Genomic DNA, 16,112 nt, shown 5'->3' with positions numbered 1-16,112 from the left:
GGGATGACCGGTCCATTGCCCGACCCGTTCGCCGACCAGCCCGACTGGGCACCGCAACCACCTCGACCGCTGGCCATCGTCCCCGCGACGGATCGGGTCGACCTACGCGGGCGACGGGTGCTGGTCGGGTTGCCCGGGCTGGGTTGGCGTGGCGATCTGCGCGCGGACGACCGGGTGGTGCAGAACGCCCGGACCTACGTGCCGGTGATTCCCGAGCACGAGTGGTACCGGGCCGAAGCCGAGCAGGTCGAGGTGTTCGCTCCGTTGGTGCCGGTGGAGCGGGTCTGGGTGGAGACCGTCGGCAGCCGACCGGTGGTGGATGGTGCCCGGGACACCGGCATCCGGTTGGTCTCGCTGGACGGCCCGGCACACCGGGCTCCCACGCCGGTCTTCGAAGCCGACGCGGTCACCGGGCGGCGGGTGGTGCACGTCGAGAACGGCCTGGAGCACCGTGACCTTCGAGCGGTCACCGAGACCTACTCAGGCGCCGAAGGGGACATCTGCGTGCGGATCACACCCGAGGTGGAGTGGTACCGCTGGGCCTGGCGCGGCCAGTCACCCACCACGCTGGAGGTTCCGGTTCACCTGCTCTGGATCGAGTGACATCAGCCAGCACGTGCGCCGCCACATACCTGCCAACCGCCGTCATCCTCGACGACAGTAAACGTCCAGTCCTCTCGGCGACTGCTTCGGACGACACCCTCAGCAGCGCCGGAAATAGTCAGCGTGGTGGCAACAACTTCTCCCGCACCCGACTGTGTGCGAGTCAGTGCACCCCAACTGACTCGCACAGTGACCCCGAACTTCGCCTCACGCTGCTCAGCCTCAGCTCGCAGGTCTCGAACGGGCTGAAGGTCGGCTCCGCTCTCGCAGGTGAAGAGGTCTGCTCTCGTGTCATTGCGATCCACAAGGAACGCGCGCAGATAGTTGTCCACCACTACGTCGGGTGCGCTGCGATCCGGGGCTGAGGCGCGGTCGTACCAGACGTAGGCGGTGGCGATTCCGCCGAGACACAGCAGCGCGAGCACGCCAGCGGCGACGGTGAGAACCGTCCGCATCCGGCGGCGTGGGGGCTGCGGTGCCGGCGCTGCCGGGGCGGGCGGCAGCTGCTCGGACGGTGTCCGCTGGGCCGGTACGCGGGAGACCTGGGAACCGGCGGGGGGCTGCACTGATTCCACCTCCTGAAGTTATCGGCTGGACGCTCCGGAGCCAATGCCTCAGATCCAGCGGATCGTGACGGACCCCTCCCCACCGGTGAGATCCGCGACAACACCGGCGCAGCGCCGAGGCACCTCCCGGAGGTGCGCCCGCGGCTGGGATACCGTCTCTGCTTGGGAGGGGTTGCCAACCTCGGGTAGAGGGGGTGGACGCGGTGGCCGGTCCGAAGGCTCGCACGAACCGCGCCGCAGCCCTGCACCGTCGGGCGACGGCTGTCGCGACCGCGGCTGCCGGAATCCTGGACGAGACGCGGCCGGCTCCGGCGGATCAGCGCCGTCAGTACGAGGTGGCTGACCGGCTACGGGCGGCTGCGGCGTTGGTGGCTCCGGGTTGGGCGGGCGCGGCGCTGGATTCACTTTCCGTGGACTCTCCGGCTGGTGATGGTCCGCCGCCGTTCGTTCGGGTCGGCACTGCGGCGCCGTTGGACGACGCTCGTTTCCCCGCGTTGGTGCCACTTGTCGGCACCGGTCATCTCAGCGTGGACGTTGACGCGCGCGAGGCGCGAGTGGCGGGGTTGCTCCGGGCCGTACTCCTGCGGTTGTTGGGTGCGGCACCGGCGGGTGCCCTGTTGATTCGCGCGGTGGATGCCACCGGGGCGGTGTTGACGCCGTTCGGGGCGCTCGCGGATGCCGGTCTGCTGCCGCCGCCGGCGGTGGATGTGGCGGGTCTGCGTGCGGTGCTGACCGAGGCCGAGCAGTGGGTCACGCCGGGGGCGAGTGGGCGTCGTCGTCACGACCGGACGCTGTTGCTGGTGGTGGCCGCGTTGCCGGAGTCGACCGGTCCGACCGATCTGGCGCGCATCGAGACGTTGGCCGAGCAGGGGCCGGCAGCGGGGCTGCACCTGGTGGTGGCGGGTTGGCCTCCCGCCGGCCCGTACTCGGCCCGGGCACCGCTGCCGCTCAGCACCGCGCTGGCGTTGCGTAATGCGTACGCGCTGCTCGGTGACCCGCCGGGGGCGTCGTTCGCCGGCCCGGGCGCGGATCCGCCGGGTGGTTTGAACTCTCCGGTCTTCGTGGAGTCGGACCCGCCGGCCGAGTTGGTCGACGCGGTCTGTCGGCGGCTCGCCGAGCAGGTGGAGGCGGGTTCCCGGTTGGCGTTGGGGGCCCTGCTGCCGCCGACGGGTGAGCGGCTGTGGGAGTCGGACTCGGCCGACGGTTTGACCACGACGGTCGGCGATGCCGGGGGCCGGTCGGTGTCGCTGGGTTTCACCGAGTTGACCCCGCACTGGCTGGTGAGCGGTCGTTCCGCGGCGGCCCGTGCGGCGTTCCTGACCACCGCGCTGCTCGGCCTGGCCGCCCGGTACGGCCCGGATGACCTGGCGTTCTACCTGGCGGATCTCGGCGACGGCGAGTCCTTCGTGGAGTTTTTGCAGACCGAGCGGGACCGGTCGTGGGTTCCGCAGGTGCGGGCGGCGGCGATGGCTGCCGACCGGGAGTACGTCAGGGATCTGCTTGAGGAGTTGACGGCCGAGGTCCAGCGCCGCACGGAGGCGGGTGCGCGGGCCGGGGGGCAACGCTTCGCGGAGTTGCGTCAGCATCAGCCGCTGCCGCGGATCGTCTGTGTGGTGGACAATGCGCCACTGCTGTTCGCCGGGCGGGATCGGCTGGCCGCCGAGGTGGCCGCCCAGTTGGACGCGCTGGCCCGGGCCGGCCGGGCGTACGGCGTGCACCTGGTGTTGGCCGGTGCGGGTGAGTTGGGGTTGAGTGCGCGCGCCGACGCCGGTCATCGCGATTCGGTGCTCGGGCAGTTTCCGGTTCGGGTGGCGCTGCCGGGTGGCAGTCCGGTGCTGGAGCCGACGAACGACTCGGCCGCCGGTCTGCCGGTGGGCAGTGCGGTGGTGAACACGGCCGGTGGGCTCGGCGGTCCGCGGGGGGCGATCCGGGGTCATGAGCGGTTGATCCGTCACCCGGATCCGCAGGATCATCCGGAGGTCGTGGAGGCGTTGCGGCACGAATTGTGGGCGGCGCGTCCGACGGGGTCGGTGCCGCCGGTGGTCTTCGCTGGTTACGCCCGGCCTCTGCTCGGCAACGATCCGCGCCATCGGGCGGCCTTGGCGGGGCAGGCGCACGGGCCGGCCGCCCTGTTGGGCCGGGCGGTGGACGTGGCCCGTTCGACGGTTGCGGTGCCGTTGGGGCCGGCGGCCGGGCGCAACCTCGCGGTGCTGGGCTCGGGCACCGCGGCGGGCGGGCTGTTGGCGACGGCGGCGCGGAGCACAGCGGCTCACCACACACCGGGTGGCGCCCGTTTCCTGGTGGCGGCACCGGACCCGGGCTCCCGGGCGTTGGCGCAGGCGTTGACGGCCGAGTTGGCGGCCCGGCATTCGGCCGAGTTGGTGGATCTGCCGACGCTGCTCGCGGACACTGCCGACGACCTGCCGACGTACCTTGTGGTGTTCGGGCTGGACCGGCCGGGTCCTCGGGAGTTGCCGGTGGACCGGCTGCGGTCGCTGCTGCGGGACGGGCCTCCGGCGGGCAGGCATCTGCTGGGCTGGTGGCGTGCGGTGCCGCCGTTCGCGGCGTTGTTCGAGCCGGCGGGCGAAGTCGACAAGCTGGCTGCGGTGGCAGTGCTGGACGTGCCGGTCGCGCAGCTCACCGCGGTCTTCGGCCGGCCGGTCGAGTGGCACGCGCGCCCCGACCGGGCGGTGCTCTGGGACGGCCCGGACGAGCGGGGCACCGTCCTGGTGCCGTTCGCCGACGGGGCCGGCTGATCGGGTGGCGCGGGTGGGGGGTGCCGAGGTGAATTCGAACGCGACGGTGACCGGGCCGGGGCGACAGCGGGCCGCTGCGGCGACCGGGGACGCCACGCTGCCGGCTGTCGAGCCCAGCACGGCCTGGGCGGGGTATCTTGCGGCCGCCCGTCAGTTGGACGGGGTACGCCGTAGCGCTGCTGCGGCCGCCGGTGAGCAGGCCCGGTCGGCGGAGGCCGCGCGGGAGGAGTTGACGGTGCTCCGTACCGGGCTGGCGAGCCAGCAGGAACGGCTGCGTGAGTTGGGCGTACCGGCGATCTCTCTGGTGCCGTCGCCGCCGGAGGTGTCGGAGGCGGCCCGGTCGATGGCGGGTGGTCCGGCGGCCGTGCTGGCGGCGTTGCGGTCCGCGCGGGGGTGGGCCGAGGCGGCTGACGCGGCGTTGGCCGCACGCCGCCGGATCCGGCCGGGGTCCTGGCCCGCGCGAGCGCGCAACCTCCTGGTGTACGGGCCGTTTGCGCTGCTGGTGCCGTTGATCCAGGTCGTGGTGCTGGCGGCCACGGGGGTGGGACCGGCGACCGTGGCGGCGCTGATCTGTGGGCTGCCGATGCCGGCGGTGGCGTTCGTCGCGGGTTGGATCGGCATCGGGCGGTTGTTCCGGGTCAGTCCCACCGAGCGGTTGGACCGTACGGCGCGTTTCGGCGCGTTGGTGTGCCTGGTGCCGGCGGTGCTGGCCACGGCCGGGCTGCTGCTGGCCCTGCTCGCCGGCTGACGGGCACCAGGGACGCAACGGCCGGCCGTCCCCGCCAGGGGGTGTCGGCCGGCCGTGGTGCGTCGGGTTGTCAGCGGGGGATGATCAGCGCCATCGCCTCGGCCCGCGACTTGGAGTCCGTCTGCAGGATGCCGCGTACGGCCGACGTGATGGTCTTGGCGCCGGATTTCTGGATGCCCCGCATCGCCATGCACATGTGCTCGCATTCGAGCACGACGACGACGCCGCGGGGTGCGAGTTTGCTCATCAGCAGGTCGGCGACCTGCGAGGTGAGCCGCTCCTGCACCTGCGGGCGGCGGGCGAAGACCTCGACGAGCCGGGCCAGCTTGGACAGGCCGGTGATCCGCCCGTCGGGGCCGGGGATGTAGCCGATGTGCGCGCTGCCCCGGAAGGGCAGCAGGTGGTGTTCGCAGAGGCTCATCACGTCGATGTCCCGGACGATGACCAGCTCTTCGTGGTTGGCCTCGAAGGTGGTGCTGAGCACCTGGGCCGGGTCGACCCGCAGGCCGGCGAAGAGTTCGGCGTACGCGCGGGCGACCCGGGCCGGGGTCTGTTGGAGTCCGTCGCGGTCCGGGTCCTCGCCGACCGCGATCAGGATCTCGCGGACGGCCTTCTCGATCCGGCCGAGGTCGACAGCGTCCTCGACGGGGCGGCCGGTCAGCTTGCCGCTGATCAGCCGCGCGGCCACGTAGTCCAGTTCGTCGTCGCCGTCGGGTTCGGTCGCGGAGACGGGCAGCTCCCGGTGTGGGGAGCTGGCCGTCGGGTCGTTGCTCAGTGCGTGCCGTCCGAGTTGTTGGACGGCGCCACGCCGCCGACCGACGCCTGCGCGCCGTCGGCCTGGGCCTGCGCCTTGAGCTTGTCCTTCTCCGCAGGGGTGAGCACGGGCGGCTCGGTGGAGGGCTGACGCTTGCCGAAGCCGTTGTACGGTGCCAGCGGCGGGCGCTTGACCACCCGGGAGCAGATGCGCGCCATGTCGGCGGTGGAGAGGGTTTCCTTCTCCATCAGCTCGAGCACGATGTTGTCCAGGACGTCCCGGTATTCCACCAGGATCTCCCAGGCCTCGTCGTGCGCCAGCTCGACAAGTGCCCGCATCTCACCGTCGATCTCGGCGGCCACCGAGTCCGAGTAGTCCCGCTCGTGGCCCATGTTGCGGCCGAGGAACGGCTCGTCCCCGCTGGTGCCGTACTTGATGGCCCCGAGCTTGGAGCTCATGCCGTACTGGGTGATCATCGCGCGGGCCAGTTGGGTGGCCTTCTCGATGTCGTTGCCGGCACCGGTGGTGGGCTCGTGGAAGACCAGTTCCTCAGCGGCCCGACCGCCCAGCGCGTACGCCAGGGTGTCGATCATTTCGGCGCGGGTCTGGGTGTACTTGTCTTCGGTCGGGAGCACCAGGGTGTGGCCCAGCGAGCGGCCACGGGACAGGATCGTCACCTTGTGCACCGGCGCGGCGTGCGGCAGCGCCCAGGCGACCAGCGCGTGGCCACCCTCGTGGTACGCGGTGATCTTCTTTTCCTGGTCGCTCATCACGCGGGTCCGTCGCTGCGGACCGGCGATCACCCGGTCGATCGACTCTTCGAGCGAGTCGTTGGTGATCGCGCGCTGGTCCTTACGGGCGGTGAGCAGGGCCGACTCGTTGATCACGTTGGCCAGGTCGGCGCCGCTGAAGCCAGGGGTGCGCCGGGCCACCGAGTCGAGGTCGACGTCGGGGGTGAACGGCTTGCCCTTGGCGTGCACCCGCAGGATGGCCTTGCGGCCCTCCATGTCGGGGGCGTCGACCGGGATCTGCCGGTCGAACCGGCCCGGACGCAGCAGCGCAGGGTCGAGGATGTCCGGCCGGTTGGTGGCGGCGATCAGGATGACCCCGCCCTTGGTGTCGAAGCCGTCCATCTCGACGAGCAGCTGGTTGAGCGTCTGCTCCCGCTCGTCGTGGCCGCCGCCCATGCCGGCGCCGCGGTGCCGGCCGACGGCGTCGATCTCGTCGACGAAGACGATCGCCGGGGCGTTCGTCTTGGCCTGCTCGAACAGGTCACGGACCCGGCTCGCGCCGACACCGACGAACATCTCGACGAAGTCGGAGCCGGAGATGGAGTAGAAGGGCACCCCGGCCTCGCCGGCGACCGCGCGGGCCAGCAGCGTCTTGCCGGTGCCGGGCGGGCCGAACAGCAGCACGCCCTTCGGGATCTTGGCGCCCAGGGCCTGGTACTTCGCCGGGTTCTGCAGGAAGTCCTTGATCTCGTGCAGCTCCTCGACGGCCTCCTCGGCACCCGCGACGTCCGCGAAGGTCGTCTTCGGAGTGTCCTTGGTGATCATCTTGGCCTTGGACTTGCCGAAGTTGAGCACCCGGGAGCCGCCGCCCTGCATCTGCGACATGAAGAACAGCAGCAGGAGGACGAGCAGCGCGATCGGCAGCAGGTTGACCAGCAGGCTCACCCAGATGCTGTCCGAGGAGACCTTGGCGTCGGCGGGGCCGGTGACCCGGTTGTTCGCCTTGGCGTCCAGCACCTCGTTCCAGATCTGGTCGCCAGCCTGGTACGGGAACTGGGCCTCGATCCGGTCGGTCTCGGTCTTGCCGAACTTCGTCTTCTGGGCCAGATCCAGCTGGAGCGTCTGCTCCTTGTCCTGGAAGACAACCTTATTGATCTTGGCGGTGTGCAGTTGATCGAGCGCAACGGAAGTGTCCACGCGGTGGTAGCTGGGACCAGCGGTGAACAGCTGACTGAGCACAACGGCGCCGAGGATGACCAGGATGATCCAGACCACCGGTCGGCGGAAGAAACGCGTACGTTCCATACTGTTGTCGAGCGCCGGAGCGCCCGCATCCTCCTGATCGACGTCCTGACCGTCTGATGGTGTCGCCGCGCTGAGCGGCGGCCGGAGCCGCCGTGCGGGCCGGCTCGACCCCGAGACGCGAAAACTGCCGCGCCGCGGTCATTCGACGGTACACCGTGTACGCGAGGAGTGAGCTTGCGAGCCCCGCAGTCGTGCACCATCAAAAGACCGAGGACGCCGACAGCGAGCCTGCGAGCCTCCGCACTCGGCGCGCCTTCGACATCGACGACACGCACCGTGGGCAGGCCCACCAGCCCCGCAGCCAACGTACGGCGAGTCCGGGTGGAGCCGGCGTGGCGGGGAGTCCGGCTCGGCCACCCGAACGCCCGGTCACGCGATCGAGGGGGTCGAGCGCGGAGTAACCTCCGGGCCACCGTGCTACACGGTAACCGCATCAGCTGAGAGCGCGCTGAACGTCGGCTTGATGGATGCCGATGCGAGTTGGGCTCATTACGCCCGAGGGGCCACCCCGACGGGGTGGGACCCGTCGTCAGGAGCGGGCGTAGACCTCGGGCTTGAGCACCCCGACGTAGGGCAACTCCCGGTAGCGCTCACCGAAGTCGAGGCCGTACCCGACCACGAACTCGGTGGGGATGTCGAAGCCGACGTACTTCACCGGGACCGGCACCTTCACCGCGTCCGGCTTGCGGAAGAGCGCGACCACCTCGACGCTCGCCGCCGACCGGGACTCGAGGTAGCGCAGCAGCCAGGAGAGCGTCAGGCCGGAGTCGACGATGTCCTCGACGACGACCACGTGCCGACCCGCGATGTCGCGGTCCAGGTCCTTGAGGATGCGGACGACACCGGAGGAGGTGGTGCCCTGGCCGTAGGACGAGATGGCCATGAAGTCGAGCTCCGCCGGCGGGCCGTTGCGGCCCAGCGCCCGGGCGAAGTCCGCCATGAACATCACCGCACCCTTGAGGACGCACACCAGCAGCAGCCCGTCGCCCACGTGGGCGTAGTCGGCGGAGACCTGCTTGGCCAGCTCCGCCGTCTTCTCGCGGATCTGCGCCTCAGAGATGATCACGTGGTCGATGTCGGCGTCGTACCAGGAGCCGTCAGCCATGACTCCTAGCCTGCCGTACGTCTGCTGGCCTCCGTCGGCGGGGCCGCACCTTTTCGCGCGGTCCCGCCGAGGATTTTCTGGGCAAACAACGCCAATCACATCAGTTGGTACGTGACCGCCAGCGGCGGCCGTCGTCGCTGGGCTTCCAGTCGGCCGAGTCGTGGCTGTCGACGGTGAGGCCGGCCGCCGAGGCGGCGACGAGCAGGACGAGGAACAGGAGGAAGAACAGGAACTCCATGGCGGCGCTCGCTTTCGCATGATTGCTGTCGGTTTCGCCGCCGGTGCGCACCGGACTGAGACCAGTCTGCGACCTGCCGGAGCAACCGGACAGTGGCAGGAATGCCATTGGTCATCGATTTACTGCCACCTGTCGGGTTACCCTCGTCACATGCTGCGGTCCGTTGCCGTCCTCGCCCTCGACCAGGTCGCTCCCTTCGAGCTCGGCGTTCTCGCCGAGGTGTTCGGCACCGACCGGACGGCCGACGGTTTCCCCGCCTACCGCTTCCAGGTGTGCAGCCCCGACGGCGATCCCGTGCGGACCTCGTCCGGCTTCCACCTGACCCCACACGCGGACCTCGGCCCGGTCGACGAGGCCGACCTGGTGGCCATCCCCGCGCACAGCCAGGGCACCACCGTCCCCGGCCCGGTGCTCGACGCGCTACGCCGTGCCGACGCCCGCGGAGCGCACCTGTTCAGCGTCTGCTCCGGAGCCTTCCTGCTCGGCGAGGCCGGCCTGCTCGACGACCGCGAGTGCACGACCCACTGGCGGTACGTGGACGAGCTGCAACGCCGCCACCCCCGCGCCCGGGTGCGCTGCAACTCGCTCTACGTCCAGGACGGCCGGCTCCTCACCAGCGCCGGCACCGCGGCCGGCATCGACGCGTGCCTACACCTGATCCGCCAGGAACACGGCTCGGCCACCGCGACCCGGCTGGCCCGGCGGATGGTGGTCCCGCCGCACCGTGACGGCGGCCAGTCCCAGTACGTCGAGGCGCCCATCCCGAAGGCGCCCGAGGCACCCACCCTCGAACCGGTGCTGGAGTGGATGATGGGCCACCTGGACCGGACGATCACCGTGGAGGAGCTGGCCGCCCGCGCCGGCATGGCACCCCGCACGTTCGCCCGCCGGTTCCGCGCCGAAACCGGCACCACCCCGCACGACTGGCTCACCAACCAGCGGGTGCTGCTCGCCCGCCGGCTGCTGGAGGAGACCCCGTTGAGCGTGGAGGCGGTCGCCGACCAGTCCGGCTTCGGCGACGCCGCCGCGCTCCGGCACCACTTCAGCCGCCGGGTCGGCGCCACCCCGCACAGCTACCGGACCACCTTCCGGGACCGGGCACACAGCGGCTGACCGGACAGCTCAGCCCGGGGTCAGCCGGCCGTCGCGGCGCAGCACCCGGACACCCCCGGGCAGGTCGGCCGGGCCCTGACCGTGCCAATCGGTGACCAGGGCGTCCAGTGCGGCGACGTGCCGGTGCGACAGCGCGCCCGGCAGCGCGCCCAACTCACGGGCCCAGACGTGCAGCACCCGACCGCGTACGGCGGGCACCAGGCCCAGCAGCGCCGCAACGGACAGCCCTCCGTCGGGACACCGGGCCGCCGCCAGCGCCGCCCCCGCCAACTCGTCGAGCGCGGCGTTGTCGGCGGCCACCAGCCGGGCGGTACGCGCGAGGTTGTCCACCACGCCGGGACCGAGCGCCCGCACCAGCGCCGGCAGCAGGTCAGCCCGCACCCTCGACCGGGCGTACGACGGGTCGGTGTTGTGCGGGTCCTGCCACGGACTCAGCCCGAGCACGGCGCAGGCGGCCCGGGTCTGCTCCCGACCGACCTCCAGCAGCGGGCGCAGCAGCGGCACCCCGCCCAGATCCCGCCGGGCGGGCATCCCGGCCAGCCCGCGCGGGCCGGCGCCCCGGGCGAGCGCGAGCAGCACCGTCTCCGCCTGGTCGTCGCGGGTGTGCCCGGTGAGCACCGCTACCGCGTTCTGCTGCCGGGCCACCTCGGTCAGCGCCTGGTAGCGGGCCTCGCGGGCAGCCGCCTCCGGCCCGCCGGGGCGCCCGGCCACCTGCACCCGGACCACGGTCGCCGACGCGAACCCAACCTCCCGACCCCAGGCGGCCACCGCCTCCGCGCGGGCCGCGGAGCCGTCCTGCAAGCCGTGGTCGACGGTGACGAGCATCGCGGTGCGGCCCAGCCGAGGTGCCACGAACACGGTGGCCGCAGCGAGCGCCAACGAGTCGGCCCCGCCGGAGCAGGCGACCAGCACACCGCCGGACGGCAGACCGGTCAGGGCGCGGCGTACCGCCACCCGGATCGCGGCCACCGGCGGGGCGAGCGCGGCCACCGGCGGGTGATCAGCCGGCGGCCGGGACGGTGCCGGCCGGGCCGTGCACCCGGGCGACCCAGGCGTCCGGGTCGCCCAATTCCGACAGTCGGGGCAGGGTCAGCGGCGAGTTGAAGATCGAATTGAAGCCGTCCATGCCGACCCGCTCCACCACGCCGTGCACGAACTTGCGCCCCTCGGCGTACTGGCGCATCTTGACGTCCACCCCGAGCAGCCGGCGAATCGCCTTCTCCAGCGGGTTGCCCGCCTCCCGGCGACGGTTGAACGACGCCCGGATCCGCTCGACGCTCGGGATCACCTGCGGGCCGACGCCGTCCATCACGAACTCGGCGTGCCCTTCCAGCAGGGTCATCAACGCGGTGAGCCGGTCCAGGACCGCCCGCTGCGCCGGGGTCTGCACGATGTCCAGCACGCTGGTGCGGCTCTCCGGGTCACGGACCGCCTCGGACAACGTGGCCACCCCGCGCCGCAACCGCTCGACCAGGTGCTCGCTCCCGCTGGACGAGGCGTCCACGAACGCCTGCACCTCGCTGAGGAAGTAGGCCCGCATCCACGGCACGGCCGTGAACTGGGTGCGGTGGGTGACCTCGTGCAGACACACCCAGAGACGGAAGTCCCGAGGGTCGGCGCCGAGCTTGCGTTCCACCTCGACGATGTTCGGTGCGACGAGCAGCAGCTGGCCCGGCTCGGCCGAGAAGACCTCGTACTGGCCGAGCACCCGGCCGGAGAGGTAGGCCAGCACCGTGCCGGCCTGCACCCCGGTCAGCCGGGACCCGATCGCCTCGGTCAACGCTCCCGGTTGCTTGTCGCCGGAGAGCCGACTCACCAGCGGGGTGATCACCTCGCGGAGCCCGGCGATGTTGGTCGCCGCCCAGTCGCGGCGATCGACCACCCGGACCGGCGGATGCGACACCTGCGCCCGCAGCCCCGTGTAGTCGGCCACGTGCCCGGCCGCCTCGTCGGTCAGCCGGCGCAGGTCGCCGACCACGTCGGTGGCTTCGGCGTACGACACGCGGGGGCCAGACTTGCTCAACGCCCCCGCCGTGGCGGCGGCCAGATCCCAGTCCACGAACTGCGCCATGGACCCACCGTACCCGCGCCGCGACACCCCGGCCCGGGCTCGCGCCCTCGATCGACACCGATGGCGACCGCGTCCCGCCGCAGCGGCGCAGGTCAGCCGCAGCCGCAACCGGCCAGCGCGGCGGTGATCCGGTCCAGCGCCGGCTGGGCGGTCTCCCTGCCCCCCGGCACCTTGTCGGTGAGCACCGCGAAGGTCAACAACCGACCGTCGGCGGTGGTGACCAGGCCCGCGATGGAGTGCACCTGGGTCAGCGTGCCGGTCTTGGCCCGGACGCTACCCGCGCCGGCGGCGGTGCCCGCGGTGTTGCGGTAGCGCTCGTTCAGCGTCCCGGACCAACCGCCCACCGGCAGACCACCGAAGACACCTGCCAACTCCGGGTGGTCCGGGCTGGCGGCCAACCGGATCAGATCGGTCAGCAGCGACGGGCTGATCCGGTTACGACGGGACAGGCCACTTCCGTCGGAGACGCTGATCTCGTCGGCGGGCAGGCCCAACTCCGCCACCTCGGCGTCCATGGCTGCGGCACCCCCGTCGAACGAGGCCGGCTGGTTGCGGGCCAACGCGACCTGACGGGCGAGCGCCTCGGCGACCAGGTTGTCGCTCTCGCTGATCATCACGTCCACGAGCCGGATCAGCGGCGGAGACTGCACCACGCCCAACTCGGTTCCCGGCGCCGGGCTGGGGCCCGCCGCGGCCTGGGCCGGGGCCGAGCCACGCTTCACGGCGTCGGTCGGCACTCCGAGCAACCGGGCGAACGCCTTGCCGGCGGCCAGGTCCGGCTCGGCGAAGCGCTGGGCGGACCCGTGCTCGACGCCCGGGTCCGTACGCGCGCCGTCGGTCATCAACGCGGTCACCGCGCCGCCCGACCCACCGGTGGGGATGTCGTCGTCCCAGCCGGGGCCGTAGACCGGCCCGGAGTAGACCGAGCCGTCGACGGTGACGCTCGTCGGCGGTGTCCCGCCGAGCGCGGAACGCACCTGGGCGGCCAGATCGTCGAGCCGTGCCGCGCCCGGGTAGTAGCCCTTCTTGTCGATCGCCAGGGTCGGGTCACCGCCACCGACGATCACCACCTCGCCAGCCTTCGCGCCGGCCACCGCACGAGTGGGGATCCGGTAGCCGGGCCCCCGGGCCGCCAGCACCGTCACCGCGGTCACCAGCTTGGTCACCGAGGCGGGGACGGTGCCGTCGTCCGCCCCCTTGGCGAACAGCGTCTGACCGGTGATCACGTCGGCGACCGAGACGTTCACCCGGTCACCCAGGGCGGCGACGCCGACCAGGGGATCGAGCACGGCACTGACCCCCTCGGGGGTGGGCACCGGGGCGTTCGAATCGGGGCCGGCCAGCACCTCCGACGGGGCGGGGTCCGGGGGCACGCCGCCCGCGTTCGGCCCGGCCGCGGCGTCGTCGCCCAGCCACCCGGCGACCGGGCCGGGACGGGTGATCACCACTGCGACGCTGGCGAGCACCAGCACGAGCACGGCGGCCAGCACCAGCGGCAACCGCCGGCGGCGCGACGCGGGCGAGGGCTGGGGGGTGGGCGTGGCGCCGGCCGGTGCCGGCAACGCGGAGATCGGCGGGCCCACCGGGGGGACCCCACCGGGGCCGGCACCGAACGACGGGCTGACCGGCGCCGGGCTGACCGGGACCGTGGCACTGCCGCGTGGCGGGCCGCTCACCGGCCGCTCACCGCCGGCTACCGGGAAGTGCCCGGTGTTCGGGGTCGGTGACGCCGGACCGGCCGGCGGACGCCAGGGCAGCGGCGGGGGCCGCTCGGGCACCGTCTCCGGTGCCGTGTTCGGTGCTTCGGGAGCCCGAGGGAGGTGAGCCTCGGGCACCGGGACCCGTCCCTTGGCACTGCCCGAGCCGGATCGTCCGGTACCGTGCGCGGAGCCCCCGTCCGGGCGGTAGTGTGAATCTTCCCTCCCCACGACCCCCTCCTCCCCCAGCGAAAATCGGCTTGGGTGACACTACTTCGGTCCGAAGACTATGCGGCGGCCGGAGTCGGCGGGTGGGCATTCACCTGTCCGGAGGGCCGCCAGTGGTTCCGTTAGCCAGCGTGGGCAGACGAGGGAGCGTGCAGATGGATTTCGACGTGACGGTTGAGATCCCCAAAGGTCACCGGAACAAGTACGAGGTGGACCACAAGACCGGCCGGATCCGGTTGGACCGCACGCTCTTCACCTCCACCCAGTACCCGGCCGACTACGGGTTCATCGAGGGCACGCTGGGCGAGGACGGCGACCCGTTGGACGCCCTCGTGCTGGTCCCCGAACCGACCTTCCCGGGTTGCCTGATCCGCTGCCGCACCATCGGCATGTTCCGGATGACCGACGAGAAGGGCGGGGACGACAAGGTCCTCTGCGTGCCCTACGAGGACCCCCGCCAGGAGCACCTGCGCGACATCCACCACCTGGGCGAGTTCGACCGCCTGGAGATCCAGCACTTCTTCGAGGTGTACAAGGACCTGGAGCCCGGCAAGTCGGTGGAGGGCGCGACCTGGGTCGGCCGCACCGAGGCCGAGGCCGAGATCCACGCCTCCTACCAGCGGGCCAGGGACGCCGAGGCGCGCGGCGAAACCATGCACTGACCGACCGTTGACGCACCGGGCCCGGGGGCCGCTCAGCCGAGCAGCCCTCGGGCCCGGTCGTACAGGTCGAGCACCGCGCAGGCGATCGGCACCACGGCGACCACCAGTGCCGTGTCGGTGAGGTCCGCGACCCTCCCGACGTACGGCGAGACCGGCCGGCGGGCGTACCCGGTGCCGCTGGCGACTGCCACCACGGCCAGCGCCGCCCCGCCGAGGACCAGCACCAACCGCCCGGTCTCGTCGGCCCGACCGACCAGCGCCGCGCCCAGCACCGCGTAGCCGGCCAGCCCGGCGAGCACCGTCGGCACCCGCTGCCGCAGCGCCACGAACAGCCGCGACCGCAGCAACAGCACGGCCGACGTGACCGCCACCAGCACCCGACCGGCAGTGCCACCGGAAACCACGAGTACGACCGCTGTGGCCGCCGCCAGCAGGGCGTGGCCGATCAGCATCCCGGTGAGCATCTCCTCGGTGCGGATCACCGCGGCGTGCACCCGGCCCCGGTCCGGCAGGTCCCGGGCCCGCTCCGGCTCCGGCGCGGGCGTCGAAGCCGGCAGGGTGATCGGCGGCAGCGGCAACTTGCCCAGCCGGATGGCCAGCAGCGGGATCACGCCGACGGCGAAGACCAGTGCGCTGAGCAGCACCGCCGCCGTGCCGGCCGTGGTCATCACCAGCGCACCGAGCGCGGCCCCCGCACCGATCAGCCCGACAGTGACACCGGCCACGAAGACCCGCAGCCGGCTGGCCACCCCGAGGAAACCGATCAGCGCCACCAGCAGCAGCGCGACCGAGCCGGCCAGCAGTTCCGGAGCGCCCACCCAGCGGGCCGGCCCGAACGGTCCGACCGGGTCGCCGGAGCCGACCGCCAGGGCTCCGGCCGTGAACGCGTAGGGCAGCGCGTAGCCGCCGAGCGTCGCCCCGGCGGCACCGTCGCCGTTGGCCCGGGAGGTCACCGTGGCGGCGACGGTGAGCACCAGCGCCACCGCGCCGGCCGCCAGCCAACCGGCCCGGTGGGTCGGTCCACCGGCGAGCAGCGCGAGCACTCCGACAGCGAGCGGTACGGCGGCACCGGCCAGACCGGCCGCCCGGGTGGCGGTGGGCGACCAGGCGCCACCCCGGCGACGGGCGCCCTCGGCGATCGCCTCGATGACGTCGTCGTACTCCAACTCGGGCCAGTGGGCGCGGGCCGGCACGAGGTGCAGCACCTCACCGTCGCGGACCCCCTGCGGCAGCAGCGCCTGCGCCGTCACCAGCAGCGCCCCGTCGGTGCGGCGGAGCACCCAACCGCCGTGCTGCTCGCCGTCGTCGGCCAGCCCGACACCGGCGTGTCGGAGCACGTCGGGCAGCAGCTCGGCCAGGGGCACCTGCTCCGGCAGGGCGACGTCCACCCGTCGTTGCGGCGCGCTGATGGTGACGCGTGCCAGCCCGGTAGTCATCGACTGATCTCCATATCGACTGGGATCGGAGGCTGCGCGGACGACAGGACTTTACCTACCATGAGCCAGGCTCGGGTTACCCAGCGCTGTCAGGAGGCC

14 protein-coding genes are annotated in these 16,112 nt (G+C 72.3%); 5 read left to right on the top strand and 9 right to left on the bottom strand.

Features of this window, described 5'->3' with window-relative positions; genetic code table 11:
- The first annotated feature begins 3 nt into the window (after positions 1 to 3).
- Positions 4 to 603, top strand: coding sequence for a hypothetical protein (locus ACX27O_RS22595; RefSeq protein ID WP_030327995.1), 600 nt, complete (start codon positions 4 to 6; stop codon positions 601 to 603).
- A gap of 2 nt (positions 604 to 605) precedes the next feature.
- Here the strand turns inward: ACX27O_RS22595 and ACX27O_RS22590 are convergent, their stop codons facing one another.
- A complete protein-coding gene (locus ACX27O_RS22590) occupies positions 606 to 1,169 on the bottom strand; it encodes a hypothetical protein (protein ID WP_081883661.1) in 564 nt (187 codons plus the stop codon).
- Between the two features lie 194 nt (positions 1,170 to 1,363).
- On the opposite strand from ACX27O_RS22590, the gene ACX27O_RS22585 reads away from it, so the two are divergent.
- Both ACX27O_RS22585 and ACX27O_RS22580 read left to right on the top strand, forming a co-directional pair.
- Positions 1,364 to 3,925, top strand: coding sequence for an FtsK/SpoIIIE domain-containing protein (locus tag ACX27O_RS22585; RefSeq protein WP_458940043.1), 2,562 nt, complete (start codon positions 1,364 to 1,366; stop codon positions 3,923 to 3,925).
- Between the two features lie 28 nt (positions 3,926 to 3,953).
- A complete protein-coding gene (locus ACX27O_RS22580) occupies positions 3,954 to 4,673 on the top strand; it encodes a hypothetical protein (RefSeq protein WP_210860355.1) in 720 nt (239 codons plus the stop codon).
- Positions 4,674 to 4,743: 70 nt separating this feature from the next.
- Here the strand turns inward: ACX27O_RS22580 and folE are convergent, their stop codons facing one another.
- From folE to ACX27O_RS22560, 4 genes are all read right to left on the bottom strand, one after another.
- A complete protein-coding gene (gene folE / locus ACX27O_RS22575) occupies positions 4,744 to 5,409 on the bottom strand; it encodes a GTP cyclohydrolase I FolE (protein WP_458940074.1) in 666 nt (221 codons plus the stop codon).
- A 35-nt stretch (positions 5,410 to 5,444) separates the two neighbouring features.
- A complete protein-coding gene (ftsH, locus tag ACX27O_RS22570; protein ID WP_279515393.1) occupies positions 5,445 to 7,463 on the bottom strand; it encodes an ATP-dependent zinc metalloprotease FtsH in 2,019 nt (672 codons plus the stop codon).
- 529 nt (positions 7,464 to 7,992) lie between these two features.
- A complete protein-coding gene (gene hpt, locus ACX27O_RS22565; RefSeq protein WP_030328005.1) occupies positions 7,993 to 8,568 on the bottom strand; it encodes a hypoxanthine phosphoribosyltransferase in 576 nt (191 codons plus the stop codon).
- A 100-nt stretch (positions 8,569 to 8,668) separates the two neighbouring features.
- Positions 8,669 to 8,806 (bottom strand): hypothetical protein, encoded by a 138-nt coding sequence (locus ACX27O_RS22560; RefSeq protein ID WP_210864874.1) that lies wholly within the window; start codon positions 8,804 to 8,806, stop codon positions 8,669 to 8,671.
- 150 nt (positions 8,807 to 8,956) lie between these two features.
- On the opposite strand from ACX27O_RS22560, the gene ACX27O_RS22555 reads away from it, so the two are divergent.
- Entirely contained in the window at positions 8,957 to 9,919 is a 963-nt protein-coding gene (locus ACX27O_RS22555; protein ID WP_030328007.1) for a GlxA family transcriptional regulator, read from the top strand.
- Between the two features lie 9 nt (positions 9,920 to 9,928).
- Here ACX27O_RS22555 and tilS read toward each other — a convergent pair whose 3' ends face one another.
- The 3 genes from tilS to dacB all read right to left on the bottom strand — a co-directional run bounded on the left by tilS (position 9,929) and on the right by dacB (position 13,573).
- Positions 9,929 to 10,909, bottom strand: a complete 981-nt coding sequence (gene tilS / locus ACX27O_RS22550) for a tRNA lysidine(34) synthetase TilS (RefSeq protein ID WP_210864875.1) — start codon at positions 10,907 to 10,909, stop codon at positions 9,929 to 9,931.
- 10 nt (positions 10,910 to 10,919) lie between these two features.
- A complete protein-coding gene (locus ACX27O_RS22545) occupies positions 10,920 to 11,990 on the bottom strand; it encodes a zinc-dependent metalloprotease (RefSeq protein ID WP_030328010.1) in 1,071 nt (356 codons plus the stop codon).
- Between the two features lie 92 nt (positions 11,991 to 12,082).
- Positions 12,083 to 13,573 carry a D-alanyl-D-alanine carboxypeptidase/D-alanyl-D-alanine endopeptidase gene (gene dacB / locus ACX27O_RS22540; RefSeq protein ID WP_307857756.1) on the bottom strand — a complete coding sequence of 497 codons (1,491 nt, stop codon included), beginning with the start codon at positions 13,571 to 13,573 and terminating at the stop codon, positions 12,083 to 12,085.
- Positions 13,574 to 14,070: 497 nt separating this feature from the next.
- On the opposite strand from dacB, the gene ACX27O_RS22535 reads away from it, so the two are divergent.
- Entirely contained in the window at positions 14,071 to 14,577 is a 507-nt protein-coding gene (locus tag ACX27O_RS22535; protein WP_210864877.1) for an inorganic diphosphatase, read from the top strand.
- Positions 14,578 to 14,609: 32 nt separating this feature from the next.
- Here ACX27O_RS22535 and eccD read toward each other — a convergent pair whose 3' ends face one another.
- Positions 14,610 to 16,013, bottom strand: coding sequence for a type VII secretion integral membrane protein EccD (gene eccD / locus ACX27O_RS22530; protein WP_458940042.1), 1,404 nt, complete (start codon positions 16,011 to 16,013; stop codon positions 14,610 to 14,612).
- Between the last annotated feature and the right edge of the window lie 99 nt (positions 16,014 to 16,112).

The sequence above is a fragment of the Micromonospora sp. SD19 genome, from assembly GCF_054462275.1.
Note: the sequence above shows the minus strand (reverse complement) of the source record. Positions and strands in the feature narration are given on the sequence as shown.